Raw genomic sequence first — 25925 nt, 5'->3', positions numbered from 1 at the left:
GGGGACACTGGAGCCCGATGCGCCCGCCCGACATTCCCGCCGATGTGCCCGCCCCGCCGGTCCCCCCGGAGGAGGCCGCCGCCGTGCTGGCCGACGTCGCCCGGATCGGCCCCTGGTTCGCCGTGACCGTCCCGGCCGGGCCGGGCTGGCAGCGGTGGGACGAGCTCCACCGCCCGCCGGGGGCCGGCGGCGATCCGCTGTCGGCCCGGATCGACGAGGTGGCCGCGGCGCTCGGGACCGGCCGGCGGATCGCCGCGTCGATCGCGGTGCAGGGGATGGCGGCCCGGCTGGTGTCGGCGCCGTTCGCGGCCGTCGCGCTGCACGCGACGCTGCCCCGGCTCGCCGGGCTGCGCCGGGACCCCGGCGGCGAGGACCCCTGGGCCCCGGGACTGCCCGACGGCGATCCCGGCCCGGCCGCCGTCCGGACGCCGGACCCGCTCCGGGACCCCGCCGGCGCCGCCGACCTGCTGGCCCGCGAGCTCGCGCGGACCCACCTGGAGCCGCTGTACGCCGCGGTCACCGCCCGGGTGCGGGTGTCCGGGCGGGTGCTGCGCGGCAACGTGGTGTCCGCCGTCGCCGGGGCGGCCCGGGTGCTGGACCCGGCCCGCCCGGCCGCCCGGCCCGCGTTCCTCGCCCTGCTCGGCGCGCTCGCCGACCATCCGGCGCTGCGCGGGCCGCTGCCGTCCGGGGCGACCGGTGCGCTGCTGCGGCACCCGGCGGGCGACCGGGGGCCGTCCGGCGGCTGGGCCTTCCGGCGCCGCTCCTGCTGCCTCTACGTGCACGTCCCCGGCGGCGGGGCGTGCGGGGACTGCGTGCTCCGCTGACCCGGGGGAGGGCGGCGCCGGTGCGCTAGTCGGGCAGGGCGATCTCGGCGATCGTGACCCGGACCCGGGGGACCAGCCCGGTCGTCGCGGCGATCTCCTCGGACACCTCGGCCCGCACCCGGGCGGCGAGGGCGGCGCACTCGGTGCCGAACCGGACCGCCACGGTCACCCGGACCTCGGCCTCCGAGCCGTGCACCGTCGCGACGACGCCCTGGCTGCGCAGCTCCGCGGGTACCGGCTCGCGAGGGAGCCACTCCGCGGCCAGCCCGAGCAGCGTCTGCGCCACGTCGCCGACCAGCATCTCCACCCCGGGCACCGAGCGGGCCCGGTACGCGGCGACCCGGGCCAGCGCCAGATCGGAGATCCGCAGCCTGGTCGTCATCGCCGGGCCTCCGCCGTGTCGTCCCACAGGTCCTCCACATGGATGTCGACGCCGGCGATCGGGACGCCGAGGGTGCGCTCCCCGGCCGAGATGACCATCTGCCGGACCCGGGCGGTGACCGACGCCAGGTCGACCCCGAACCGGGCGGTCACCGTCATCCGGACCCACACCGGTGCGGCGCCGGGCTCGGCGGGCCTGCGCTGCTCGATCCGGCAGTGCCGGGCGCGCAGCCCGCCCATCGAGTCGACAACGTGCCGCAGCGCGGCCTCCGCGGTCGGCCTGCCCAGCCAGGCGTCCGGGCCGAGGGCCAGCAGCTCGTGCGGGCGCAGGTCGGCGACGACCGCGCCGAGCACCTGTTCCAGCACCGACGGCGGCGGCCGCAGCGGCTCCGCCGCCATCCGGGTCACCAGCCCGCCGAGCCGGTCGTGGTCGGCCCGCGCCGACCGGCAGTGCGGGCAGCCCAGCTCGTGCTCGTCGAGCGTGCCCGCGTCCGCGTGGTCCCAGACGTCGGCGGCGTCGCGGCCGCAGGCCAACGGCTCCACCTGCTCTACCGCCATGCCCGCATCCTCTCCGCCAGCGCCGTCCGTGCCCGGTGCAGACGACCGCGCACGGCCGTCTCGGAGGCCCCGGTGATGTGCGAGATCTCCGCGTAGCCCAGTCCCTCCAGCTCGCGGAGGACCCAGCAGGTGCGCTGGTCGCCGGGCAGGTCGGCGAGTGCGCGGGACAGCGCGGCCAGCTCGGCGTCCACCTCGGCGGCCCGCTCCGGCGAGCCGGACCCGGCGACGAGCATGGCACCGGCGGCGTCGTCGTCCGGGAGCGGCACGGTGGGCCGCTTCCGCCGCATCAGCGCGGTGCACCGGTTGGTCACGATCCGGTACATCCAGGTGGAGAAGGCGGCGTCGCCGCGGAAGGTCCCGATCTTGCGCCAGGCGTCGATGAGCGCCTCCTGCAGCGCGTCCTCGGCGTCCGCGCGGTGCCCGAGCACCCGGACCGCGACCCGGAACAGGGCGTCCTGGTGCCGGCGGGCGAGCTCGGCGAAGGAGTGGACGTCGCCGTCCTGGGCCCTCGCGACCAGTGTCAGGTCGTCGAGCGCCGGGCGGGCCGCGGCCGGCGCGGCGGCCTCCGGGACCGCGGACGCCCCGGATGCCGGGTCGGTGGCCTGCACGGCGGCGCCTCGCTCCTCGATGTGTGGGAACGGGGCTGTCGGGTACCCGTTCCGGGACAGCGACGGTAGCGAGGGCGTCGTCCTCGCGCCCGTCGGACACGCACTCCGGAGGGGGAACGCGCATGGGACTCGGCGACAAGGTCAGCAACAAGACCGAGGAGCTCGGCGGCAAGGCCAAGGAGGCCGCCGGCGAGGCCACCGACGACAAGGACCTTCAGGCCGAGGGGAAGGCCGACCAGGCCACCGGCAACCTGAAGCAGGCCGGCGAGAAGATCAAGGACGCCTTCACCAAGGACTGATCCCGCCGTCGCACGCCACCGCGCCCCCGGACCCGGTCCGGGGGCGCGGTCGTGTTCCGGTGCCGCGGGGCCGGTTCCGGTCGCTAGGCTGCCCGGGTGACCGAGCGGACGGGACCGGGGCCCGAGGACGTGGCGGCGGCCGTGCTGGCGCATCCCGCCGTGCTGCGGCTCGACGGTGGCCCGTTCGGCACCGTCGCCTCCTACCTGCCGGGCCTGCGGGTGTACGGGGTCCGGCTGGGCGACCCGGTGGAGATCGCCGTGGTCGTCGCGCTGGGCAGGCCGTTCGGCGAGATCGCCGACGAGGTCGCCGCGCGGGTCCGCGTCGTGCTCGGCGACGAGACCCTCGAGGTGGAGGTCACCGTCGCCGACGTCGGGGCCGTGGCGAGCTGAGGCCGGGGGCGTTGCGACGCGACGCGACGCCCGGCCCGACGCACCGTGACCGGCCTCGCCTAGACTCGCGCGGGCGCCCCGCCGCCAGCCGAGCACGTCCGACGTGCCCGCACCCGGCCAGGAGCGACCCCCCGGGTCGTCCGCCGTACCGGCAGGTGGGTCACAGCACAGACCGGGGGCCGCTGCACGCGGCCCGTTCGCACAGCCGTACCGCCCAAGGAGTTCCACCGTGAAGAGCACCGTCGAGCACCTCAGCCCGACGCGCGTCCGGATCAACGTCGAGGTGCCGTTCGACGAGCTCAAGCCCGACTTCGACCGCGCGTACAAGAAGATCGCCGAGCAGGTCCGCATCCCCGGGTTCCGCCCGGGCAAGGCGCCGGCCCGCATCCTGGAGGCCCGCATCGGCCGCGGCCCGGTCCTCGACGAGGTCGTGAACAACGCGATCCCGACGAAGTACCAGGAGGCCGTGGTGTCGTCCGAGGACGTCACCCCGATCGGCCGCCCGGAGATCGAGGTCACCGAGATCGCCGACGGCGAGCGCCTCGCGTTCACCGCCGAGGTCGACGTGCGCCCGGAGATCGAGCTCCCCGACCTCGCCGGCCTGACCGTCGAGGTCGACGAGACCGAGGTCTCCGAGGACGACGTGACCGAGCAGCTCGACCAGCTGCGCGCCCGGTTCGGCACCCTCGCCGGCGTTGAGCGTCCCGCCCAAGACGGCGACTACGTCCAGATCGACCTCTCCGCGGCCGTCGACGGCACGGAGATCGAGGAGGCCACCACCACCGGCTTCTCCTACGAGGTCGGCCAGGGCGGCCTGATCGAGGGCATCGACGAGGCCCTGCAGGGCATGTCGGCCGGCGACGAGAAGACCTTCACCTCCACGCTGGTCGCCGGCGAGTACGCCGACCGCGAGGCCGAGATCACCGTGAAGGTGACGACGGTCAAGGAGCGGCACCTGCCCGACGCCGACGACGAGTTCGCCCAGCTCGCGTCGGAGTTCGACACCCTCGACGAGCTGACCGAGAACCTGCGCGAGCGGCTCGGCCAGTCGAAGCGGATGGAGCAGGCCGCGCAGGCCCGCGACCGGCTGCTCGACAAGCTGGTCGAGGGCGCCCGGGTCGGCGAGGACCCGGTCCCGCTGCCGGAGAGCGTCGTGCAGGCCGAGGTCGACACCCGCGCGCACGACGCGGTGCACGCCTTCGACCACGACGAGGACAAGTTCGCCGAGTTCCTGTCCTCGCAGGACAAGACCCGCGAGCAGTTCGACGCCGAGACCCGCGAGGAGGCCGAGAAGGCCGTCCGGTACCGCCTGGTGCTCGACTCCCTGGCCGACTCCGAGCAGATCTCGGTCGGCGACCAGGAGCTCACCGAGCGGATCGTCTACCAGGCCCAGCAGTACGGGATGCCGCCCGAGCAGTTCGTCCAGCAGATCCAGCAGGCCGGCCAGCTCGGCGTGATCTACCAGGACGTCCGCCGCTCGAAGGCGCTCATCACGGCCGTCCGGTCGGCGTCGGTGACGCTGCCCGGCGGCGAGGCGGTCGACCTGTCCGACCTGCTCGGCTCGGACGACGGCACCGAGGACGGCACCGAGGACGGCACCGTCGAGGAGGTCCCCGGCGAGGTCGTCGCGACCGACGGTGGGACCGACACGGGGACCGCCGGGTCCACCGAGGACGGCACGGCCGAGCAGGCCGACGAGAAGGCCGACGCCAAGGCCTGATCCGGTCCACCGACGGCGCCGGAGCGCCGACCGGCCGGGTCCGGCCGGCGCTCCGGCGGACCGGTCGGTGCGCTCTCGGCGAACATCGGGCGTCGCTCCCCACGTGGGCCTCCCGGTCCGCGTAGGGTCGGCCCCGAACCGGTCCCCACGAGGGCCGGAGCGGGTTCGCAAGACCCGACACCGGAGAACGAGAGCGATCCAGAGGAAGACTTTCTCCGATCCGGCGGGCGCCTCGCGCCGGCCGGGCGAGACTTCGGAAAGCAGGGTGAAGTGAGCCAGCAGGACACCGGCCCGCTCCAGGGCCGCGGAACCGGGGCGCAGATGCGGTCCGGACTCAGCGCCATGTCGCTGTCCGACTCGGTCTACGAGCGGCTGCTGCAGCAGCGGATCATCGTGCTCGGCCAGCAGGTCGACGCCGAGATCTCGAACCGGATCGCGGCGCAGATGCTGCTGCTCGCGGCCGAGGACCCCGAGAAGGACATCGAGCTCTACATCAACTCGCCGGGCGGCTCGGTCACCGACGGCATGGCCGTCTTCGACACCATGAACCTGGTGCCGTGCGACGTGTCGACCACGGTGATGGGGATGGCCGCGTCGATGGGGCAGTTCCTGCTCTCCGCCGGGGCCCGGGGCAAGCGCTTCGCGCTGCCGCACGCGCGGATCATGATGCACCAGCCGTCCGCGGGCGTCGGCGGCACCGAGGCCGACATCACGATCCAGGCCGAGCAGTTCCGCCGCACCAAGCGGGAGATGGCGGAGCTGATCGCCGAGCACACCGGCCAGACCGTCGAGACCATCGAGCGGGACTCCGACCGGGACCGCTGGTTCTCGGCGCAGGAGGCCCTCGAGTACGGCTTCGTCGATCATGTCGTGACCCACGCCGGCCGGGCGCCGGGCGCGGGATCGCAGAACGGGAGCGCCTGATGAGCACCTTCGATCCGCGCCACCCGGAGTCAATGGCCGACCTGCGCGGCCCCGGCGGCTACGCCCCGGACCCGGCCCGCGCCCGGTACGTGCTGCCGTCCTACGTGGAGCGCACCAGCTACGGGGTCAAGGAGTCGAACCCGTACAACAAGCTCTTCGAGGAGCGCATCATCTTCCTCGGTGAGCAGATCAACGACACCTCGGCGAACGACACCATGGCCCAGTTGCTGGTGCTCGAGTCGCTGGACCCGGACCGCGAGATCTCGCTGTACATCAACTCGCCCGGCGGGTCCTTCACGTCGCTGATGGCCATCTACGACACGATGCAGTTCATCCGGCCCGACATCCAGACCGTCTGCCTGGGGCAGGCGGCGTCGGCCGCGGCGGTGCTGCTCTGCGCCGGCACCCCCGGCCGCCGGATGGCGGTCGAGAACGCCCGCATCCTGATCCACCAGCCGGCCACCCAGGGCGTCTACGGCCAGGTGTCGGACCTGGAGATCCAGGCGACCGAGATCTCCCGCATCCGCAAGCGGATGGAGGAGGTCATCGCGCGGCACTCGAACCGCACCGCCGAGCAGGTGCGCGAGGACATCGACCGGGACAAGATCCTGACGGCCGAGGAGGCCAAGGACTACGGCCTGGTCGACGAGATCGTGCAGAGCAGGAAGCTGTCCGCCACCAGCGGCAGGTAAGCGACATCCGGTCACCGGTGGCCGCCGTGCCACCGGTGACCGCCCGCCGACCCGCTGCCGAATCGGACTCCCCGAGAGTCCCCGGCGGCGGGTCCGGGCAGGTACCGTCTCCTCCGGAGACCTCGACGTGGCTTCGGGGGCCTGCGGTGAGAGTCGGAGCCACGCTGCGTCGGTCGAGCTCGGGCTCGTCGGACGGGTAGACGCTAGAACGCCGGACCAGGACTGGGGATCGACACCTATGGCACGCATCGGCGACGGCGGGGACCTGCTGAAGTGCTCGTTCTGCGGGAAGAGCCAGAAGCAGGTCAAGAAGCTCATCGCCGGCCCCGGCGTCTACATCTGCGACGAGTGCATCGATCTCTGCAACGAGATCATCGAGGAGGAGCTGGCCGAGGCCGGTGAGGTGAAGCTCGACGAGCTGCCCAAGCCCGCCGAGATCCACGAGTTCCTCGACCAGTACGTCGTCGGCCAGTCCGGCACCAAGCGCACGCTGTCGGTGGCGGTCTACAACCACTACAAGCGCATCCAGGCCGGCGAGCGGAACCGCGCCGCCGGTGGCGACGGCGGCGACCACATCGAGATCGCCAAGTCGAACATCCTGATGCTCGGCCCGACCGGCTGCGGCAAGACCTACCTCGCGCAGACCCTCGCCAAGCTGCTCAACGTCCCGTTCGCGATCGCCGACGCGACGGCGCTGACCGAGGCGGGCTACGTCGGCGAGGACGTCGAGAACATCCTGCTGAAGCTGATCCAGGCCGCCGACTACGACGTGAAGCGCGCCGAGACCGGGATCATCTACATCGACGAGGTCGACAAGATCGCCCGCAAGTCGGAGAACCCGTCGATCACCCGGGACGTCTCCGGCGAGGGCGTCCAGCAGGCGCTGCTCAAGATCCTGGAGGGCACCACGGCGAGCGTCCCGCCGCAGGGCGGCCGCAAGCACCCGCACCAGGAGTTCATCCAGATCGACACGACGAACGTGCTGTTCATCGTGGCGGGCGCGTTCGCCGGGCTGGAGCGGATCATCGGCGAGCGGGTCGGGAAGTCCGGCATCGGCTTCGGCGCCGACATCCGCTCGAAGAAGGACATGGACCCGGCGGAGAGCTTCGCCGAGACGCTGCCCGAGGACCTGATCAAGTTCGGCCTGATCCCGGAGTTCATCGGCCGGCTGCCGATCGTCGCGTCGGTGACCTCGCTGGACAAGGACGCGCTGGTCAAGATCCTCACCGAGCCGCGCAACGCGCTGGTGAAGCAGTACCGCAAGCTCTTCGAGATGGACGGCGTGGAGCTGGACTTCGCCGAGGAGGCCCTGGACGCCGTCGCCGACCAGGCGATCCTGCGCGGCACCGGGGCCCGCGGCCTGCGCGCCATCATGGAGGAGGTCCTGCTGCCGGTCATGTACGACATCCCGAGCCGCGACGACGTCGCCAAGGTCGTGGTCACCGCGGAGACCGTCAAGGAGAACGTGAACCCGACGATCGTCCCGCGGACGCAGTCCCCGCGCCGGGAGCGCCGCGACCGTTCCGCCTGAGTACCCTCGTACCCGGCCGACGCCGGTCCCGCCATCTGGCGGGACCGGCGTCGTCGTGTGTGCGGCGGGGTGAGCCGATCGATCGGCTACTCCGGTTGCTGTACTCCGAACGGTTACTTAGCGTTGCGCTATCAACGAGCTTGAAGGAGGGCCATGACGGCCGGGTTTCTGACGAGGGAGCGCATCGTCGCACCGCCGGGATGGAGCCGCTGGCTCGTTCCGCCGGCCGCGCTGTCCATCCATCTGGCGATCGGCCAGGCGTACGCGTGGAGCGCGTTCAAGGCGCCGCTGGAGAGCGGGCTGGACATCTCCGGCGTCGCGAGCGCGCTGCCGTTCACCCTCGCGATCATCATGCTGGGGCTGTCGTCCGCGCTGTTCGGCACCAAGGTCGACGCCAACGGGCCGCGCTGGGCGATGGTGGTCGCGACGGCCTGCTTCGTGTCCGGCTTCATGATCTCCGGGATCGGGTTGCACCTGGGCTGGTTCTGGCTGGTGGTGCTGGGCTACGGCTTCGTCGGCGGGATCGGTCTCGGGGTCGGCTACATCTCCCCGGTGTCGACGCTCATCAAGTGGTTCCCGGACCGGCCGGGACTGGCGACCGGGCTGGCCATCATGGGTTTCGGTGGCGGTGCGCTGATCGCATCGCCGCTGACCGCGTCGCTGCTGTCGACGTTCGGCGCGAGCGGTGACTCGCCGTCGGTGCCGGGGATCGGGAACACGTTCCTCGCGATGGGCGCCATCTACCTGGTGTTCATGTCGGTGGGCTGGCTGCTCATCCGGGTGCCCGCCGAGGGCTGGGCGCCCGCCGGATGGACGCCGGGCCAGGCGAAGAAGTCCGGGATGATCTCGACCGGCCAGGTGTCGGCCCGCAACGCGCTGCGGACGCCGCAGTTCTGGCTGCTCTGGGTGGTGCTCTGCTTCAACGTCACGGCTGGCATCGGCATCCTGGAGCGGGCCAACCCGATCTTCCAGGACTTCTTCGCCGAGACCGGCACGGCGGAGACGCTGGCCGCCGCCGCGGTCGGGTTCGTCTCGATCCTGTCGCTGGCGAACTCGCTGGGCCGGATCGCCTGGTCGTCGTTGTCCGACGTGCTGGGCCGGAAGAACATGTACCGCATCTACCTCGGCGTCGGTGCGCTGCTGTACCTGCTGATCACGCTGATCCCGAACCAGAGCCGGGCGTTGTTCCTGGTCGCGTCGGTGCTGATCCTGTCGTTCTACGGCGCCGGGTTCGCCACCGTGCCCGCCTACCTGCGCGATCTGTTCGGGACCTACCAGGTCGGCGCGATCCACGGCAGGCTGCTGACCGCCTGGTCCACCGCCGGCGTGCTCGGGCCGCTGATCGTCAACGCGATCGCCGACGCTCGGATCGACGCCGGGGTCGAGGGCCCCGGCCGCTACACCGCGGCGTTCGCGATCATGATCGTACTGCTCGTGATCGCCTTCGTCTGCAACGAGCTGATCAAGCCGGTGGACCCGAAGCACCACGAGCCGGAGCCGGACGAACCGGCCGACCGCGAGGCCGTCGCGTCGAAGGGAGCGCAGTCGTGAGCACACCGGAGGCCGCCGCCACGTGGGGGCCGTTGCAGTGGGTCGGCGCAGTGCTGGCCTGGATCTGGGTCGGGGTGCCGTTCGCCTACGGCCTGTACCAGCTGGTGCTGAAGATCCCGGCGCTGTTCGGCTGACCGGCCGGGCACCCGACGTTCATCCGGACGTCGGCCGGACGGGGGCACCGGGTCACCCCGACGGGTGAGCATCGGTCGTCGTGGTCTCCGAACGACACGTCCTGAACCGACGCGCCCTGCTGCGCACCGCGGTCGCCGGCGGCATCGCCGGTGCCGCCGCGCTCGGGCTGCCCGCCGCCGCCTCCGCCGGACCGGCCCTGCTCCGGACCGGCCGTCCCGTCCTCACCCACGGGGTGCAGGCCGGCGACGTCCGGCTTGGCTCGGGTCTGGTGTGGACCCGGGCCGACCGGCCGTCCCGGATGGTGGTCGAGGTCGCCGACGATCCGGGGTTCCGGCGCGCCCGCCGGATCCCCGGCCCGGTGCTGACCCCGGACACCGACCTGGCCGGGAAGCTGCGGGTGCCCGCGGGCACCGGCCGGGTGCACTACCGGGTCCGCGCCGATCCGCTCGACGGCGGGCCGGCGAGCGAGCCGCTGACCGGGTCGTTCCGCGCCCCGCCCGGGCCGGGCGAGCCGGTCCGGATCCAGTGGTCCGGCGACGTCGCCGGGCAGGGCTGGGGGATCGACCGCGGCCACGGCGGCATGCGGATCTTCTCCGCGATGGCCGACCGCCGACCCGACCTGTTCCTGCACTGCGGCGACACGGTGTACGCCGACGGGCCGCTGACCGAGTCCCTCACGCTGCCGGACGGCCGGATCTGGCGCAACGAGCTGACCCCGGAGAAGGCGAAGGTCGCCGAGTCGCTCGCCGAGTTCCGCGGCCAGTACGCCTACAACCTGCTCGACGAGCACCTGCGCCGGTACGCCGCGTCGGTCGCCCAGATCGTGCAGTGGGACGACCACGAGGTCACCAACAACTGGTACCCGGGGGAGGTCCTCACCGGCGGGCCCGCCGAGGGCTACACCGAGCGGCGGGTCGACGTGCTCGCCGCCCGGGGGTTCCGCGCGTTCCACGAGTGGCAGCCGCTCGATCCGCGCGCCGCCGTCGACGGGCGGGTGTACCGGCGGCTGACGTTCGGCCCGCACGTCGAGGTGTTCGTGATCGACATGCGCTCCTACCGCGGCCCGAACACCGCCAACACCGGGCCGGACGAGCGGATCCTGGGGGAGCGGCAGGCGCGCTGGCTGGTCGACGCGCTGGCGTCGTCCCGGGCGACCTGGAAGATCGTCCAGTCGGACATGCCGCTGGGCGTGCTGGTCCCCGACGGCGACACCGCCTGGGAGGCCGTCGCGAACGGCCGCCCCGGGCCGCCGTCCGGGCGCGAGTCGGAGATCGCCGGGGTGCTCGCGGCGCTGCACCGCAGGCAGGTCCGCGACGTCGTCTGGGTGACGGCGGACGTGCACTACACCGCCGCCCACCACTACTCGCCGGACCGGGCCGCGTTCGACGACTTCGACCCGTTCTGGGAGTTCGTGTCCGGGCCGCTGCACGCCGGGGCGTTCGGGCCGAACGAGCTGGACCCGACGTTCGGCCCGCGCGCCGAGTTCGTCCGCGGCCCGGACCGCCCGGGCGCGTCCCCGCTGGAGGGCTTCCAGCACTTCGGCGAGCTGGACGTGGCCGGCGACGGCTCCGCCCTGACCGTGCACCTGCGCGACCAGACCGGCGCCTCCCTCTGGAGCCGGACGCTCACCGCGTCCTGACCGCACACCCCTGCGCGCCGCCGCACACCCGCCGCAACAGGTGTGCGGCGGGCTCAGGGGGTGTGCGGGTTCCGGGGCGGGAGCGTGGCCGCGGCCAGCGCGGCGGCGGCCAGGGCCACACCGGCGACGGTGAGCAGCGCGAACCGGTAGCCGTCCAGGCCGGGGGCCGCGCCGGGGACGGACCCGCCGGCCCCGGCGAGCAGCACGGCGATCCCGATCGCGAGCGCGCTGCCGACCGCCTGGGTGCTGTTCAGCGCCCCGGCGCCGACCCCGTGCCGCTCGGGCGGGATGCCGGACATCGCGGTCACCGTGCAGGCGACGCCCGCCGCGCCGGTGCCCAGGCCGAGCAGCAGGAACGCCGGCAGCAGCCCGCCGAGGTAGGTCGCGTCCGGCCGCATCGCCGTCGCGAGCACCGCACCGCCCGCGGCCACGGCCAGCAGCGCGGGCGGGATGACCAGCCGCGGCCCGGTCCGCTGCAGGACCCGGGACACCACCTGCGCGACGACCGCGATCAGCACCGCCCACGGGACGAACGCCGCCCCGGCCTGCAGCGCCGTCCAGCCCAGCGTCTGCTGCATGAACAGCGAGCTGACGTAGTACGGCCCGATCGACGTCCCGGCGGTGACCAGCATGAACAGGTAGGCGATCGCGGTGCGGGAGCGGAACAGCGACAGCGGCAGCAGCGGATCCGGGTGCCGGGCCTGGATCAGCAGGAACAGCCCGGCCACCGGCACGGTCCCGGCGAGCAGCGCGATCGCGACCGGGTCCACGCCGCGGGTCTGGACCAGCGTCAGCCCGAGGATCAGCATGCCGACCGCGACCGTGCCGAGCAGCCCGTCGACGATCGCCAGCCGCTGGCCGCGGACCCCGGGCAGCGCCGGTACCAGCAGGAACGCCCCGACGACGGCGAGCACGCAGATCGGGACGTTCACCAGGAAGATCCAGCGCCAGCCCCCGGCGGTGGTCAGCAGTCCGCCCACCACGTTGCCCAGCGTCGCCCCCGCGGCCCCGACCGCCGCCCAGGCGCCCAGCGCCCGGCTGCGTTCGCCGGGTGCGACGAACACCGTGGTGAGCAGCGACATCGCGGCCGGTGATGCGAGGGCCGCGCCGGCTCCGGCGGCGGCCCGGGCCGCGATGAACAGGCCGGGGGTGGTGGTGAGCGCGCAGAGCAGCGATCCGGCGGCGAACAGCACCAGGCCGGCCAGGAACACCCGGCGCCTGCCCAGCACGTCGGCGGTGCGCCCGCCGAGCAGGAGCAGGCAGCCGAAGGTCAGCATGAACGCGGTGAGCACCCACTGCAGGCCCGCGGGGGACAACGCCAGCTCGGCGCCGATGGCGGGCAGCGACACGGTGACGACGGTCCCGCCGACCAGCAGCACGAACTGGGTGCTGCAGACGAGCGCGAGGAACAGGCCGCGCCGGGTGACCGCGGGTGCGGTCCCGGCCGGGCGGGTGGTCGGGGGACCGTCCGGAAGGGGAGGGTGCACGGCTCAGGCGACCGCCGTCCCGCCGAGCGCCGTTCCGCCGATGAGGACCCCGCGGCCGGCGCCGAGGTCGCCGAGCACCCGGGCGATCTCCGCCCGCCGGTGGGAGAGCACCTCGGAGACGCGGACCAGCGGCATCGGGTGCCGCGCGGCGACCGACTCCAGCACCGCCGCGGAGCCGGCGCCACCCGCGTCGTCGACGGCGGTGGCGAGCGCCGCGACCGGTTCCCGGCCCGCGGCCCGGCACAGGTCCATCGCGGCCTCGGCCGGCCGCGCCCTGGCGAGCACCCCGCCGTCGCGGGACCGCACCGGGAGCACGTGACCGGGCCGGGTGAACGCCTCGGCCGAGCTCGACGGATCGGCCAGCGCCCGGACGGTGGCCGAGCGGTCCCGGGCGGAGATGCCGGTGGTGATGCCGGTGGCCAGGTCGACGGCGACCGCGAACCCGGGCCGGCCGGGATCGCCGTGCCCGCCCGGCATCGGCGGGATCCGCAGTGCGTCGAGCCGCTCGGCGGGTGCGGCGACGGCGACGACGCCGCTGGTGACCCGGACCAGCAGGGCCATCGTGGCGGTGTCGATCCGGTCCCCGGCGACGACGATCGCGCCGGCGGCCGCGGGTGCCGGGACGAGATCGTCGAGCAGCCCGACCGGCCGGCCGGCGTGCAGCGCGTCGAGCGCCGCGGACAGGCCGGACCCGGCGGTACCGGCCGGCCGGGTCACGGGGCGTCCCGCCGGGCGGTCCGGCCGCGGTCCCGGGCCGGGCGGCTCACGCCGGCACCCCGGCCGGGGCGGCGAGGAAGGCGGTGATCGCGGCCAGCGTCGGCTCGGGGTACTCGACGATCATGCCGTGCCCGCCGCGGGGCAGTACCTGCAGCGTCGCGTCCGGCAGCAGCGCGGCCATCTCCACCGACTGCGCGACCGGGGTGAGCACGTCCTCGGCGCCGGTCAGCACCAGCGTCGGGGTCCGGGCCGAGCCGAGACCGGCGCGCGAGTCGTAGACCCGCAGGCCGGCGGCCTGCGCCTCGAAGCCGGCCCGCGACGTCGGGTACGGGTCCTGTGCGACGAGCCCGGCCTGGGCGGCGGCGAGATCGTGGTCGGCGAGCGCGGCGCCGGTGAAGCCCCACGGCAGGCCGTGCAGCGCGATCGCCACCGGATCGACGCCGGCCCGCCGCAGCGCGAGCCCGCAGTCCAGCCAGGCGTGCTGGACCGGGGTGTAGGACGGGAACGCGTTGAGCAGCACGGCCCGGGAGAGCAGCTCGGGCCGCCGGACCAGCAGCGACTGCAGGATCGAGCCGCCCATCGACCAGCCGACGGCCGCGACCGGGCCGGGACCGAGGTGCTCGAGCAGCGCGGCGACGTCGTCGGCCATCGTGTCGACCGGGTACGGGCCGGGCGGGACGGCGCTGCGCCCGGTCCCGCGGTTGTCCAGGGTGATCACCCGGTGCGTCGCGGCCAGCCGGGGCAGCACGCCCGCCCAGGCCGCGGAGTTCGCCCCCAGCCCGGAGATCAGCAGCAGCGGCGGTCCCTCGCCGTGGATCTGGTGGTGGATCCCGACACCGTTCACGGTGACCGTGGGCATGGTCAGCTCCCTCCGGCGAGCGCCGCGTCGCCGATCGCCGGTCCCGGGCGCAGCCCGGCCGGGGTCCAGTGGTCGGGCCGGTCGGCCCACAGGTCACGCAGCTTCGGCATGACCCGGGTGGCGAACAGGTGGGTGTTCTCGGCCGCGGTCTCCTCGGGCAGGTCGCCCATGTGCAGCGACGCGATCAGCTGCCCGACCCGCAGCTCGGTCGCCAGCTCGCGGACCCGCTGCTCGACCCGGTCCGGGGTGCCGGCGATGATGTAGCCCTTCTCGTCGTACTCCCAGAAGCTCATCTCGCCGGCCACCGCGCGCCGCTTGTCCTCCATCGCCTGCGGGTCGGTGGTCCGGGCGAGCATCCCGCGCAGCGCGGCCGGGCTGGTGTAGCCGGGCGGCGTCGCGAACCGCAGTGCGGGATCGCGCACCCGCTGGAAATAGCGCACGGCATCCGCGTACTTCCGTTCCGCCTCGGCATCGGAATCCGCGACACAGATCAGCTGGGTGAATGCCATGCGATGCGGGTTCAGGTCGCCGTCGTGGTCGGCCACGTAATCCCAGTACCGATTCACGATCGGTTTCGCCGCGCGCAGGCCGGAGAACGAGAGGTGCCCGTAGCAGTAGTTCTCCCGGGTGACCAGCTCCCAGGTCTCCGGGCTGCCGGAGCCGGGGACCCAGATCGGCGGCGGCTGCTGGATCGGGCGCGGCCACAGGTTGACGTAGCGCAGCTGGGTGTAGCTGCCGTTGAACGCGAACGGCTCCGGCTCGCGCCAGGCCCGCAGCACGAGCTCGCGCGCCTCGTGGAAGCGTTCGCGCAGCTCCACCGGCGGTCGCGCATAGGCGTAGGAGGAGTCCATCGGGGTGCCGAACACGAAGCCGGCGATCACCCGCCCGCCGGACAGGCAGTCCAGGTAGGCAAGCTCCTCGGCGACCCGGACCGGCGGGTTGTACAGCGCCAGTGAGTCCCCGATGACCAGGATGGCGGCGTGCTCGGTGGAGCTCGCGAGGCTGGCGGCCAGCAGGTTCGGCGACGGCGTCATCGCGAACGGCGTCTGGTGGTGCTCGTTGACGGCGAGGCCGTCGAACCCCTCCCGGTCGGCCTGCTGCATGAGCCGCACGAAGCTCCGGTAGTTCGCCCCGATCCGGTGCGGGTCGGCCATCGCGACCGGGCTGTCCACCCAGGCGCCCTGCCCGGGGGCTGGGAACGAGTCCGGCAGGCCGTCGTAGGTGACCTCCGCGAACCAGTGGAACTTCATCGCTGTCCCCTCCACACGAGCGGGTGCTCTCGGCGTCCACGGTGTGGACCGCGCTATCGTGTGGGCCGCCGAGAATGCCGAACAATGGGACGGTGTCCACTTTCGGCTCGTCCCCGGTGGGCATCCACACACAACCGGGCCGGGATTCCGGAAAATCCGACGAGCCCATTGCGGCTCGCGCGGCGCTGCGCTTAGCGTCCGTGTCCGGCGTCACCCCGCCGTTCTGACTCCGCCGGAAACGGCGATTCCCCACTCCTGCCGACCGGGCCGCTGCGCGGGCGCCCGGCCGCACCGCCGCATGCCGACGTCAACGAGGAGGTCGACCAACGGTGCTGAAGTTCTTCGCCCTGCGCGTGCTGGCCACGGTGCCGGTGCTGGTCCTGGTCACGTTCGTGGCCTTCGGCCTCGTGCTGCTCATCCCCGGCGACCCGGCCGTGACCATCGCGGGCCCGGACGCCACGGTCGAGCAGGTCGCCGCCGTGCGCGACCGGCTCGGGCTGGACCGGCCGACCGCGGTCCAGTACTGGGACTGGGTCACCGCCGCCGTCGCCGGCGATCTCGGGACCTCGCTGTTCACCAGCCGCCCGGTCGCCACCTCGATCGGCGACGGCCTGCCGGTCACGATCGCGCTCGCCGCGACGGCACTGGTGTTCTCCCTGCTCATCGCCGTCCCCACGGCGATCGTCTCGGCGCTGCGCCGCGGCACCTGGATCGACCGGATCGCCGGGATCGGCTCGTCGCTCGGGATCGCGATGCCGTCGTTCTGGCTCGGCCTGGTGTTCGTGCTGATCTTCAGCCTCGCCCTCGGCTGGCTGCCCGCCACCGGCTACGTGCCGCTGACCGAGGACCCGACCGGCTGGCTCTCGCACCTGCTGCTGCCCGCGCTGACGCTGGGCATCGCCGGCGCCGCGGAGAGCGCCCGGCAGCTGCGCGGCTCCATCATCGGTGTGCTGCAACAGGACTACGTGCGCACGGCGTGGGCGAAGGGCCTGCGCGGCCGCATGGTGATCGGGAAACACGTCCTCAAGAACGCGAGCGTCCCGCTGGTGACGGTGCTCGGCCTGCAGATCACCGCGCTGCTCGGCGGCGCGGTGCTGGTCGAGCAGGTGTTCGGCGTGCCGGGGCTCGGCCAGGTCGCGATCAACGCCGTCACCACCCGGGACATCCCGGTGATCCAGGGCATCGTGCTGGTCGCGGTGCTGGTGGCGGTCGTGTCGAACCTGCTGGTCGATCTCGCGTACGGCTACCTCAACCCGAAGGTGCGACCCCGATGACGAACGACGAACCGGCGCCGGTGCCCGCGGCCGTCACCCACGGCGGTGGCGGGGCGTTCGCCGACTTCCGCAGGCGGGTGCGCCGCAACCGGTCCGCGATGATCGCCCTCGGTGTGCTGTCGGTGCTGGTGCTGGTGGCCCTGTTCGGCCCGCTGATCACCCCGGCCGACCCGAACGCGCAGAACCTGCGTGGCGTGCTGCTCGACCCGTTCTCGCCCGGGCACCTGCTCGGCACCGACCAGCTCGGCCGGGACACGCTGAGCCGGCTGATCGTCGGCACCCGGGTCTCGCTGCTCGCGATCTGCCTGGCGCTGGCCGTCGCGATGGTGATCGGGGTGCCGTTGGGCTTCCTCACCGGCTTCGTCGGCGGCCGGCTGGACGCGGTGGTGATGCGGCTCAACGACGCGGCGATGAGCTTCCCGCCGCTGCTGCTGGCGATCGCCCTGGTCGCGGTGCTCGGCCCGAGCCTGCGCAACGCGATGCTGGCGGTCGGGCTGCTGCTCGCCCCGCGCTTCCTGCGGCTGGTCCGCGGTGTGGTCATGGGGCTGAAGGAGGAGACCTTCGTCGAGGCGTCCCGCAGCATCGGCACGCCCACCTGGATGATCATCGTCCGGCACGTGCTGCCGAACACGCTCTCCCCGCTGACCGTGGCGATCGCGGTCACCGCCGGCTACGCGATGCTCGCCGAGGCCGGGCTGAGCTTCCTCGGGCTGGGTGTCCAGCCGCCCGACGCGAGCTGGGGATCGATGATCCGCGAGGGCTTCCTGTACTACGGCCGCTCGCCCTGGCTGGGGATCTTCCCCGGTGCGCTGATCGCACTGACCGTCTTCACCTTCGTGACCCTCGGCGACGGCCTGCGCGACGCGCTGGGCCGCGAGGAACGGACCGAGAGCCGATGACCCCCGTATCCCGGACGGAGATTCCCGTGCCGCACAGCGGACCCGCCCCGGCGCCCGGAACCGGCGCACCCGACACCCGGTACACGTTGCAGGTCGAGGACCTCGTCGTCGAGGTGCTCACCGAGGACGGCTGGGCGAGCGTCGTGGACGGCGTCAGCTTCGCCGTCGCCCGCGGCGAGACACTCGGCATCGTCGGCGAGTCCGGCTCCGGCAAGAGCGTGACCTGCCTGTCGATCGCCGGGCTGATGCCGGCCCGCCAGACCCGGGTGCGGGCCGAGGTGCTGCGGGTGCTCGATCACGACCTGACCAGGCTGACCCCCCGGGAGATGTCCGACATCCGCGGTCCCAACATCGCGATGATCTTCCAGGAGCCGATGACCAGCCTGAACCCGGCGTTCACGGTCGGCGACCAGATCGCCGAGGTGCTCCGCAGGCACGAGGGCCTGTCCCGGCGGGCGTCCCGGGACCGCGCGGTCGGCCTGCTCGAACGGGTCGGGGTGCCCGATCCGCGACGGCGGGCCGCGCAGTACCCGTTCGAGTTCTCCGGCGGGATGCGCCAGCGCGTGATGATCGCGATCGCGCTCGCCTGCAACCCGGACGTGATCATCGCCGACGAGCCCACCACCGCGCTGGACGTCACCGTGCAGGCGCAGATCCTGGAGCTGCTGCGCGAGATCCAGCGCGAGCACGGCATGTCGGTCATCGTCATCACGCACGATCTCGGCGTCGTCGCCGACGTCTGCGACCGGGTGCTGGTGATGTACGCCGGGCAGATCGTGGAGAGTGCGGCGATCGACGACCTGTTCGACGCGCCGCACCACCCGTACATGGAGGGCCTGCTGGCGGCGATGCCCCGGATGGACCGGCCCGCCGCGGAGCTCTCGGTGGTCGAGGGTCAGCCGCCACGCGTCGGCGGGATGCCCGCGGGCTGCCGGTTCCATCCGCGCTGCCCCTACACCACCGACGGGTGCACCACCGGTTCCGCGCCCGAGCTGCGGGCCGCCCGACCCGCCGACGGCGCCCACCGGGCGGGCAGCGCACACAGCACACGCTGCCTGCGGCACACCGAGCTGACCCTGCGAGGTGCGTCGTGACCCCGCTGCTGGAGGTGCAGGACCTCGTCGTGTCGTTCGCGGCCCGGCGTTCGCTGCTGCGCAGGCGCCCGGCGCCGGTCCGGGCGGTCGACGGCGTGTCCTTCGAGCTGCACCAGGGCGAGACGCTCGGGCTGGTCGGCGAGAGCGGATGCGGCAAGTCCACCACCGCGCGCGGCCTGATGCGGCTGGTCGAGCCGGAGTCCGGCTCGGTCCGGCTGGACGGCCGGGAGCTGCTGGACCTGCCGGCCCGCCCGCTGCGGTCGGCGCGCCGGGACATCCAGATGGTGTTCCAGGACCCGTACTCCTCATTGGACCCGTCGATGCTGGTCCGGGACTCGGTCGCCGAGCCGCTCGACGTGCACCTGCGGCTGGACCGCCGGGAGCGGGTGGAGCGGGTGGCCGAGCTGCTGCGGCGGGTCGGGCTCCCGCCGGAGTACATGATGCGCTACCCGCACGAGTTCTCCGGCGGCCAGCGCCAGCGCATCACGATCGCCAGGGCGATCGCCGCCGAGCCGCGGATCCTGGTCCTCGACGAGGCCGTCAGCGCGCTCGACGTGTCCACCCAGAACCAGGTCATCGCGCTGCTGGAGGAGCTCTCCGCGGCGATCGGGCTGACCTACCTGTTCATCGCGCACGACCTGTCGGTGGTCCGGCACATCTCCGACCGGGTCGCCGTGATGTACCTCGGGCAGATCGTCGAGCACGGCCCGGCCGCCCGGGTGTTCGACGCCCCGGCGCACCCCTACACCGAGGCGCTGCTGTCGGCGGTGCCGGTGCCCGCGCCGCGGGTGCAGCGCCGGCGCGAACGGATCGTGCTGGCCGGGGACCCGCCGGACCCGTCCCGGGTCCCGCCGGGGTGCCGGTTCCACACCCGCTGCCCGTACGTGATGGACCTGTGCCGCACCGAGGTCCCGCTGCCGACCCGGGTGCCCGGCGCCGGCGAGGTCGCCTGCCACCTGCACACCACCGGCCCGCGCCTGTCGGGGGCGTCGGTGCGGACGCTGGACCGGCCGGCCGCCGGGGCGCGGCCGCCGCGCGCGCCGTCCGGGGCGGAGGTGTCGGCATGAGGGCCACCCGCTGGCACGGTGTCGGCGACGTCCGGCTCGTCGACGAGCCCGCCCCGGATCCCGGCCCCGGCGCCGTCGTGCTGGACGTGCGGGCCTGCGGCATCTGCGGCTCCGACGTGCACGCCTACGCCGAGGGCGCCTGGATCACCGCGGGCGCCCGGATGGGCCACGAGTACGCAGGCACCGTCGCGTCGGTCGGGGAGGGGATCACCACGCTCGCCCCCGGCGACCGGGTCGCCGTCATCCCGATGGGGCCCTGCGGCTCCTGCACGCGCTGCCGGGAGGGCAGCACCAACCTGTGCGCCGGCCCGCGCAGCAGCGCGGGCGGCGGGCTCGCCGAGCAGGTGCTGGTGCCCGACGCCGAGGACGGCAAGCTCTACCGGCTGCCCGATCCGGTCACCTTCGAGGAGGGCGCGTTCCTGGAGCCGCTGTCGGTCGCGGTCCGCGCGGTGCGGCTGTCCGGCGCCACCGCCGGCGGCGGCCCGGTCGTGGTCGCCGGCCTCGGGTCGATCGGTCAGTGCGTGCTGCGGGTGCTCGCCGCCCACGGCGTCACCGACGTGCTCGGCATCGACGTCTCGCCGCCCCGGCTGGAACGGGCCGCGGAGACCGGCGCCGCCGTGATCGACGCCCGGCGCACCGATCCGGTCGCCCACGTCCGGGAGCGCTGGGGGACCTCGGACTCGCCCTACCAGCCGGGCAGCGGGAACGTCGCCGCGTTCGTCGAGTGCTCCGGGGCCGGGCCGATGCTCGCCGCGGCGACCGCGCTCACCCGGGCCGGCGGCACCGTAGTGCTCGCCGGGCTGGCCGGGCACGTCCCGCCGGTCGACGTCGACACCGTGGTCCAGAAGGAGCTCCGGCTGCGCGGCAGCTTCGCCTACACCGCCGACGACGGGGCGGAGGCGTTCCGGCTGCTGACCGGCGGAGCGGTCGACGTGACGTCGCTGGTGTCGCACCGGGTGCCGCTGTCCCGGGTGGACGAGGCGTTCGCCGCGCAGCACGCCGTCGACGGCTCGGTGAAGGTCGTCGTCGTCCCGGACCGCTGAACCACCCCCGAACGATCACACGCAGGAGAGGAGCACCCCATGGGCAGGGCGTTGGAGGGCCGGGTCGCGGTCGTGACCGGCGGGGCCAGCGGGATCGGCCGGGCCACCGCGGAGCGGTTCGCGCAGGAGGGCGCCGACGTCGTCGTCGGCGACATCGCCCCGGCCGACGAGACCGTCGCGCTCGTCGAGAAGGCCGGCCGCAGCGCGCTGTACGTGCGCACCGACACCACCGACGGGCAGCAGTGCGACGCGCTCGTCGCGGCCGCCGTCGAGCGCTTCGGCAGGGTCGACGTCGGGGTCGCCTCGGCCGGTGTCGCCAGCGCCGCCGGGCGCAGCAACGTGCAGAACCGGGCGGCCGGTGAGCAGAGCACCCACCTGGTCAACCTGGACACCGAGGCGTTCGGGCGGGTGCTCGACATCAACGTCACCGGCGTCATGCTCACCGACCGGGCGCTGGCCCGGCAGATGCTCGCGCAGGGCACCGGCGGGTCGATCGTCAACATCGCCTCCAGCGCGGCGAAGATCCCGCTCGCCGGGGCGGCGCCGTACTGCGTGTCCAAGGCGGGCGTGTTCATGCTGACCAAGGTGCTGGCGCTGGAGCTGGCCGCCACCGGCGTCCGGGTCAACGCCGTCGGCCCCGGCTACACCGCCACCCCGATGATCGCCGGCATCGAGGACGACGCCACCGCGCTCGGGATGGCCATGAGCATCACCCCGATGAACCGGCTGGGCCGCCCCGAGGAGATCGCGGCGAGCTGCCTGTTCCTCGCCTCCGACGAATCGTCGTTCACCACCGGCCAGCTCCTGCTGCCCGCCGGTGGGCAGTTCACCGGCTGACCCGCTCCCCGGAGGTAACCCCGATGACCACCCCCACCCGACGTGGGCGCCTGCTCGGCGCCCTCGTCGCCGCACTCGCGCTGGTGCTGACCGCCTGTGGCGGCGGCGGCCAGGCCGCCGCGTCCGGCGAACCCGATCCGGACGCCGTGTTCCGCTACGCGTTCGTGCAGGCGGCGTCGACGTTCGACCCGCACCGCTCCGGCAACGCCTGGGACATGGTGAACCTGCGCCTGGTCTACGACCAGCTGCTGCAGGAGAACTCCGACGGCGAGATCCTGCCGATGCTCGCCACCGGCTACGAGTTCCTCGACGACGGCCGGGTGCTGGAGCTGACGCTGCGCGACGACGTCACCTTCCACGACGGGACCCCGTTCGACTCCTCGACGGTGGCCGCCAACCTGGAGCGCGCCCGCGAGCTGGAGGGCAGCACCGTCGCCGGGGCGCTGCGGGCGATCGGGTCGATCGAGACGCCCGACCCGACCACCGTGCGGATCCTGCTCGACGGCCCCGGCGGGAACCTGCCCGCCCTGTTCACCGAGCGGCACGGCTCCATGATCAACCCGGGCGCGTTCGACAATCCGGACCTGGACCAGAACCCGGTCGGCTCGGGCATGTTCACCCTCACCGAGCACGTGCCGGGCCAGGTCTCCCGGTACGCCCGCGCCGAGGGGTACTGGGATCCGGACGCCGTGCGGGTGGCCGGTGTCGAGATCTACGTGCAGCCCTCGTCGCCGACCCGGCTGAACATGGTGCTGACCGGCCAGATCGACATGACCTACCTCGACCCGTCCACCCAGGACCAGGCGGTCGCCGCCGGTCTGCAGGTGCAGCCGTCGGTCAGCACGACGATCTTCCGGATGACGATGAACACCGGGTCCCCGCCGTTCGACGACCTGCGGGTCCGGCAGGCGATGGAGCACGCGGTGGACCGCAGGGCGATCGTCGACGGGGTGTTCTTCGGGATCGGCGAACCGGTCGCGCAGCTGGTGCCGCCGGACCACTGGGCCCACCACCCGGGAATCGGCGCCGAGGATCCGCAGTACGGCTACGACCCCGAGCGCGCCCGGGCGCTGCTCGCCGAGGCGGGCCATCCGGACGGCCTCGAGTTCGACATGCTCATCCCGGCGCTGGACGACCACCGCACCGTCGCGGAGGCGGTCATCCCGATGCTCGCCGAGGTCGGGATCCGGGCCCGGCCGCAGGTGGTCGAGCCGGCCACCACGCCGGCCACCTTCTTCGGCCGCCAGGAGGGCGACGCCTACATCGGCGCCCAGGCCCCGTTCGTCGACCCGTCCAACCAGTACGAGTCGAACCTGCCCGGCCAGTTCATGAACCCGTGGGGCACCACCTCCCCGGAGTTCGAGCAGGCCTGGGACGACTCGCTGCGCGGGGAGACCCGCGAGGACCGGCTGGACGCGGTGCACCGCATGATCGAGGAGGAGAAGGGCCTGCTGCGCCAGTTCGGCATCTTCGCCGCGCAGCCGCCCAGCGTGTGGAGCGACGACGTCCTGTTCCCCGAGGGCTACCGCCCCGCCTATGCAGCACATTTCCGGGGCGTGGCGATCAGCCGCTGACCCCTTCCATCCCGTCAGGAGATCCGAGTGAACACAGCAATGGTGCTGCGTCCGCGCTCCCGCTGGCCGATCGCCGTGATAGCGGTGCTCGCACTGGCCCTGTCCGCGTGCGGTGGGGCGTCGCGGGCCGCGGGCAACGGCGAGATCGACCCCGAGGGCACGTTCCGCTACGTGTTCGTGCAGAACCCGTCGACGTTCGACCCGCACCGGTCCGCCAACCCGTGGGACATGATCTTCTTCCGGCTCGTCTACGACCAGCTCGTCATGGAGGACGAGGACGGTGAGCTCGTCCCGCAGCTCGCCACGTCCTGGGAGTTCGTCGACGACGACACCGCGATCGTGCTGACCCTGCGCGAGGACGTGACGTTCGTCGACGGCACCCCGTTCAACGCCGAGGCGGTGCGCGCCAACCTGGAGCGCGCCCGCACGATGGAGGAGAGCACCCAGCGCGGGGCGCTGGCCCGGGTGTCCGGCGTCGAGGTCGTCGACGAGTTCACCGCCCGCGTCGAGCTGTCCGGCCCGGGCGGCAACCTGCCCGCGCTGTTCAGCGGCTCGGCCGGGTCGATGATCAGCCCGGCGGCGTTCGACAATCCCGATCTCGACCAGAACCCGGTCGGTTCGGGCATGGCGACCCTCGCCGAGTACATCCCCGGCCAGATCACCCGCTACGACCGCAACCCGGAGTACTGGGACCCGGAGGCCGCCCGCGCGGCGCACTACGAGATCTACGTCCAGACCTCGGCGCCGACCCGGCTGAACATGCTGCAGACCGGGCAGGCCGAGCTGACCTACCTGGACCCGTCGCAGGCAGACCAGGCGGCCGCCGCCGGGCTGCAGACCGCCCCGTCCAAGAGCCTGTCGATCATGTCGATGTACATGAACACCGGCCGGCCGCCGTTCGACGACATCCGGGTGCGCCGGGCGATGGAACACGCGATCGACCGGCAGGCGATCGTCGACGGCGTCTTCTTCGGGATCGGCACCCCGGTCGCCCAGTACATGCCGCCGGACTACTGGGCGTTCGATCCCACCGTCACCCCGGCGAACCCGGACTACGCCTACGACCCGGAGCGGGCCCGCGCGCTGCTCGCCGAGGCGGGCCATCCCGACGGCGTGGACTTCGAGATGATCGTCCCCGGGCTGGACGACCACCGGGCCGTCGCGGAGGCGCTGGTGCCGATGCTGGCCGAGTCCGGGCTCCGGGCGAGCACCCGGGTCGTCGAGTCGCCGACCACCGCGGTCACCTTCTACGGCCGCCAGGAGGGCGACGCCTTCCCCGGCATGGGTGCCCCGTTCCAGGACCCGACGACGGTCTATCAGGCCAGCCTGCCGGGCCAGTTCGCCAACCCGTGGAACACCTCGACACCGGAGTTCCAGGACGCCTGGCTGCAGGCGCTGGCCGGCGCCGACCGGGAGGCGCGGACACCTGCGATGCACCGGATGATCCAGGAGGAGAAGAACGTCCGGAAGGTGTTCCCGCTGCACGCGCACTACCCGCCGAGCGCGTGGACCGACCGGGCCGTGTTCCCCGAGGGCTACCGGCCGGCGTACGCGCCCACCTTCCGCGGGGTCGGCGTCACCTCGTGACGCCCTGACCCGCCCGCGGCGTGGGAGGCCGTCCACGACAACGGCGACAGCCGTGGACGGCCTCCCATTGTCCGGGCGGCCCGATCTGCACAGACTCGATGTGCGACACCGTCCCGCGCCGGGCGTGACCATCCCGCCGGCCCCGGTCGTCCCTGCTGTGACCCCATCTGGAAGGACCCCCATGCGTCTCGACGGCAAGGTCGCCGTGATCACCGGCGGCGGTTCCGGCATCGGCGCCGCGACCGCCCGCGCGTTCACCCGGGAGGGGGCCCGGGTGGTGCTCGCCGACATCGACGCCGACGCCGGCGGGCGGGTGGCCGCCGAGCTGCGCGCGGGCGGCGCCACGATCGACTTCCTGCACGCCGACGCCGCCGACCCGGCCGAGATCGACCGGGTCGTCGGGTTCGCCGTCGGCGAGCACGGCGGGCTGGACATCCTGCACAACAACCACGTCGGCTTCGAGGCGGGGCGGATCGGCGACCTGACCCTCGACGGCTTCCGCCGCTCGCTGGACATCGGCCTCGTCTCGTACTGGTACGCGACCAAGGTCGCGCTGGTGCCGATGCTGGCCGCCGGCCGCGGCTCGATCGTCAACACGGCGTCGGTGTCCGGGCTGGCGGGCGACTTCGGGCTCGGCGCCTACAACGTGCTCAAGGCCGGGGTGGTGAACCTGTCCCGGGTCACCGGGATCGAGTACGCGCGCAAGGGCATCCGGTGCAACGCCGTCTGCCCCGGCCCGATCGGCACCCCGCCGATCGACCGGCTCCGCGAGCGCGCACCGCAGACCTGGGAGGACATCCGCGACGCCATCCCGATGGGCCGCTACGGGCGCCCGGAGGAGATCGCCGCCGTGGTGCTGTTCCTCGCCTCCGACGAGGCCGCGTTCGTCACCGGCACCCACGTCGTCGCCGACGGGGGGCTGTGGGCGCACTCCGGGATGCCGCCGCTCGGCGGGCTCGGCCCCGACTTCTGATCCCCGATCCGG

At 73.5% G+C, this 25925-nt stretch carries 26 protein-coding genes; 19 read left to right on the top strand and 7 right to left on the bottom strand.

The features are described from left to right. The first annotated feature begins 17 nt into the window (after positions 1–17). Complete coding sequence (locus ACVJO7_RS11225) at positions 18–824, top strand: (2Fe-2S)-binding protein (RefSeq protein WP_491672808.1); 807 nt, start codon at positions 18–20, stop codon at positions 822–824. 25 nt (positions 825–849) lie between these two features. Here the strand turns inward: ACVJO7_RS11225 and ACVJO7_RS11220 are convergent, their stop codons facing one another. From ACVJO7_RS11220 to ACVJO7_RS11210, 3 genes are read right to left on the bottom strand one after another with little or no spacing between them, the layout of a single operon-like run. Continuing rightward, positions 850–1206, bottom strand: a complete 357-nt coding sequence (locus ACVJO7_RS11220; RefSeq protein WP_491672807.1) for an Asp23/Gls24 family envelope stress response protein — start codon at positions 1204–1206, stop codon at positions 850–852. Next, positions 1203–1763: an Asp23/Gls24 family envelope stress response protein gene (locus ACVJO7_RS11215; RefSeq protein ID WP_344020640.1), complete on the bottom strand. Its 561-nt coding sequence runs from the start codon at positions 1761–1763 to the stop codon at positions 1203–1205. Before ACVJO7_RS11215 ends, ACVJO7_RS11220 begins: the two co-directional genes overlap by 4 nt. Then, complete coding sequence (locus ACVJO7_RS11210; RefSeq protein ID WP_344020638.1) at positions 1754–2371, bottom strand: RNA polymerase sigma factor; 618 nt, start codon at positions 2369–2371, stop codon at positions 1754–1756. Before ACVJO7_RS11210 ends, ACVJO7_RS11215 begins: the two co-directional genes overlap by 10 nt. A 122-nt stretch (positions 2372–2493) precedes the next feature. Here ACVJO7_RS11210 and ACVJO7_RS11205 point away from each other — a divergent pair, with 122 nt between their 5' ends. The 9 genes from ACVJO7_RS11205 (at position 2494) to ACVJO7_RS11165 (ending at position 11252) form a co-directional block, all read left to right on the top strand. Continuing rightward, the gene (locus ACVJO7_RS11205) at positions 2494–2670 is read left to right on the top strand and encodes a CsbD family protein (RefSeq protein ID WP_344020636.1); all 177 of its coding nucleotides are present in this window, start codon (positions 2494–2496) and stop codon (positions 2668–2670) included. 96 nt (positions 2671–2766) lie between these two features. Further along, positions 2767–3060 carry a hypothetical protein gene (locus ACVJO7_RS11200; RefSeq protein WP_491672806.1) on the top strand — a complete coding sequence of 98 codons (294 nt, stop codon included), beginning with the start codon at positions 2767–2769 and terminating at the stop codon, positions 3058–3060. A gap of 229 nt (positions 3061–3289) precedes the next feature. After that, positions 3290–4780 carry a trigger factor gene (tig, locus tag ACVJO7_RS11195; RefSeq protein ID WP_491672805.1) on the top strand — a complete coding sequence of 497 codons (1491 nt, stop codon included), beginning with the start codon at positions 3290–3292 and terminating at the stop codon, positions 4778–4780. A 321-nt stretch (positions 4781–5101) separates the two neighbouring features. Beyond that, positions 5102–5704: an ATP-dependent Clp protease proteolytic subunit gene (locus ACVJO7_RS11190; protein ID WP_344020913.1), complete on the top strand. Its 603-nt coding sequence runs from the start codon at positions 5102–5104 to the stop codon at positions 5702–5704. Between the two features lie 32 nt (positions 5705–5736). Continuing rightward, positions 5737–6396: an ATP-dependent Clp protease proteolytic subunit gene (locus tag ACVJO7_RS11185; protein ID WP_085913253.1), complete on the top strand. Its 660-nt coding sequence runs from the start codon at positions 5737–5739 to the stop codon at positions 6394–6396. A gap of 238 nt (positions 6397–6634) precedes the next feature. Beyond that, positions 6635–7927 carry an ATP-dependent Clp protease ATP-binding subunit ClpX gene (gene clpX, locus ACVJO7_RS11180; protein WP_344020631.1) on the top strand — a complete coding sequence of 431 codons (1293 nt, stop codon included), beginning with the start codon at positions 6635–6637 and terminating at the stop codon, positions 7925–7927. 153 nt (positions 7928–8080) lie between these two features. Beyond that, positions 8081–9478 carry an L-lactate MFS transporter gene (locus tag ACVJO7_RS11175; RefSeq protein WP_491672804.1) on the top strand — a complete coding sequence of 466 codons (1398 nt, stop codon included), beginning with the start codon at positions 8081–8083 and terminating at the stop codon, positions 9476–9478. Further along, a complete protein-coding gene (locus tag ACVJO7_RS11170; RefSeq protein ID WP_344020919.1) occupies positions 9475–9612 on the top strand; it encodes an MFS transporter small subunit in 138 nt (45 codons plus the stop codon). The genes ACVJO7_RS11175 and ACVJO7_RS11170 overlap by 4 nt, the downstream gene beginning before the upstream one ends. 80 nt (positions 9613–9692) lie before the next feature. Further along, positions 9693–11252 (top strand): alkaline phosphatase D family protein, encoded by a 1560-nt coding sequence (locus ACVJO7_RS11165; protein WP_491672803.1) that lies wholly within the window; start codon positions 9693–9695, stop codon positions 11250–11252. A gap of 53 nt (positions 11253–11305) precedes the next feature. On the opposite strand, the gene ACVJO7_RS11160 is transcribed toward ACVJO7_RS11165, so the two are convergent. Genes ACVJO7_RS11160 through ACVJO7_RS11145 form a run of 4 tightly spaced genes read right to left on the bottom strand, consistent with a single transcriptional unit; the run spans position 11306 to position 15565 of the window. Continuing rightward, positions 11306–12739 carry an MFS transporter gene (locus tag ACVJO7_RS11160; protein WP_491672802.1) on the bottom strand — a complete coding sequence of 478 codons (1434 nt, stop codon included), beginning with the start codon at positions 12737–12739 and terminating at the stop codon, positions 11306–11308. Positions 12740–12742: 3 nt separating this feature from the next. Continuing rightward, the gene (locus tag ACVJO7_RS11155; protein WP_344020623.1) at positions 12743–13456 is read right to left on the bottom strand and encodes a 3,4-dihydroxy-2-butanone-4-phosphate synthase; all 714 of its coding nucleotides are present in this window, start codon (positions 13454–13456) and stop codon (positions 12743–12745) included. Between the two features lie 46 nt (positions 13457–13502). After that, entirely contained in the window at positions 13503–14315 is an 813-nt protein-coding gene (locus ACVJO7_RS11150; protein WP_491672801.1) for an alpha/beta fold hydrolase, read from the bottom strand. A 2-nt stretch (positions 14316–14317) separates the two neighbouring features. Beyond that, positions 14318–15565: an LLM class flavin-dependent oxidoreductase gene (locus ACVJO7_RS11145; protein WP_491672800.1), complete on the bottom strand. Its 1248-nt coding sequence runs from the start codon at positions 15563–15565 to the stop codon at positions 14318–14320. A 329-nt stretch (positions 15566–15894) separates the two neighbouring features. Here ACVJO7_RS11145 and ACVJO7_RS11140 point away from each other — a divergent pair, with 329 nt between their 5' ends. The 9 genes from ACVJO7_RS11140 to ACVJO7_RS11100 all read left to right on the top strand — a co-directional run bounded on the left by ACVJO7_RS11140 (position 15895) and on the right by ACVJO7_RS11100 (position 25913). Beyond that, complete coding sequence (locus ACVJO7_RS11140) at positions 15895–16839, top strand: ABC transporter permease (RefSeq protein WP_491672799.1); 945 nt, start codon at positions 15895–15897, stop codon at positions 16837–16839. Beyond that, on the top strand, positions 16836–17738 hold the full coding sequence (locus ACVJO7_RS11135) for an ABC transporter permease (RefSeq protein ID WP_344020615.1): 903 nt from the start codon (positions 16836–16838) through the stop codon (positions 17736–17738). Before ACVJO7_RS11140 ends, ACVJO7_RS11135 begins: the two co-directional genes overlap by 4 nt. 26 nt (positions 17739–17764) lie before the next feature. Then, a complete protein-coding gene (locus tag ACVJO7_RS11130) occupies positions 17765–18832 on the top strand; it encodes an ABC transporter ATP-binding protein (protein WP_344020613.1) in 1068 nt (355 codons plus the stop codon). Further along, complete coding sequence (locus ACVJO7_RS11125; protein WP_491672798.1) at positions 18829–19899, top strand: ABC transporter ATP-binding protein; 1071 nt, start codon at positions 18829–18831, stop codon at positions 19897–19899. Before ACVJO7_RS11130 ends, ACVJO7_RS11125 begins: the two co-directional genes overlap by 4 nt. After that, positions 19896–20942 carry a zinc-dependent alcohol dehydrogenase gene (locus ACVJO7_RS11120; protein ID WP_491672797.1) on the top strand — a complete coding sequence of 349 codons (1047 nt, stop codon included), beginning with the start codon at positions 19896–19898 and terminating at the stop codon, positions 20940–20942. Before ACVJO7_RS11125 ends, ACVJO7_RS11120 begins: the two co-directional genes overlap by 4 nt. 39 nt (positions 20943–20981) lie before the next feature. After that, a complete protein-coding gene (locus ACVJO7_RS11115; RefSeq protein WP_491672796.1) occupies positions 20982–21779 on the top strand; it encodes an SDR family NAD(P)-dependent oxidoreductase in 798 nt (265 codons plus the stop codon). 23 nt (positions 21780–21802) lie between these two features. Beyond that, complete coding sequence (locus ACVJO7_RS11110) at positions 21803–23353, top strand: ABC transporter substrate-binding protein (RefSeq protein WP_491672795.1); 1551 nt, start codon at positions 21803–21805, stop codon at positions 23351–23353. A gap of 27 nt (positions 23354–23380) precedes the next feature. Continuing rightward, the gene (locus ACVJO7_RS11105) at positions 23381–24940 is read left to right on the top strand and encodes an ABC transporter substrate-binding protein (protein WP_491672794.1); all 1560 of its coding nucleotides are present in this window, start codon (positions 23381–23383) and stop codon (positions 24938–24940) included. Between the two features lie 181 nt (positions 24941–25121). Then, positions 25122–25913 (top strand): SDR family NAD(P)-dependent oxidoreductase, encoded by a 792-nt coding sequence (locus ACVJO7_RS11100; protein ID WP_491672793.1) that lies wholly within the window; start codon positions 25122–25124, stop codon positions 25911–25913. Positions 25914–25925 lie beyond the last annotated feature (12 nt).

This window comes from Pseudonocardia sp. DxW (assembly GCF_058448985.1).
The sequence above is the reverse complement of the archived record's forward strand: the minus strand, read 5'-3'. Positions and strand labels throughout refer to the sequence as shown.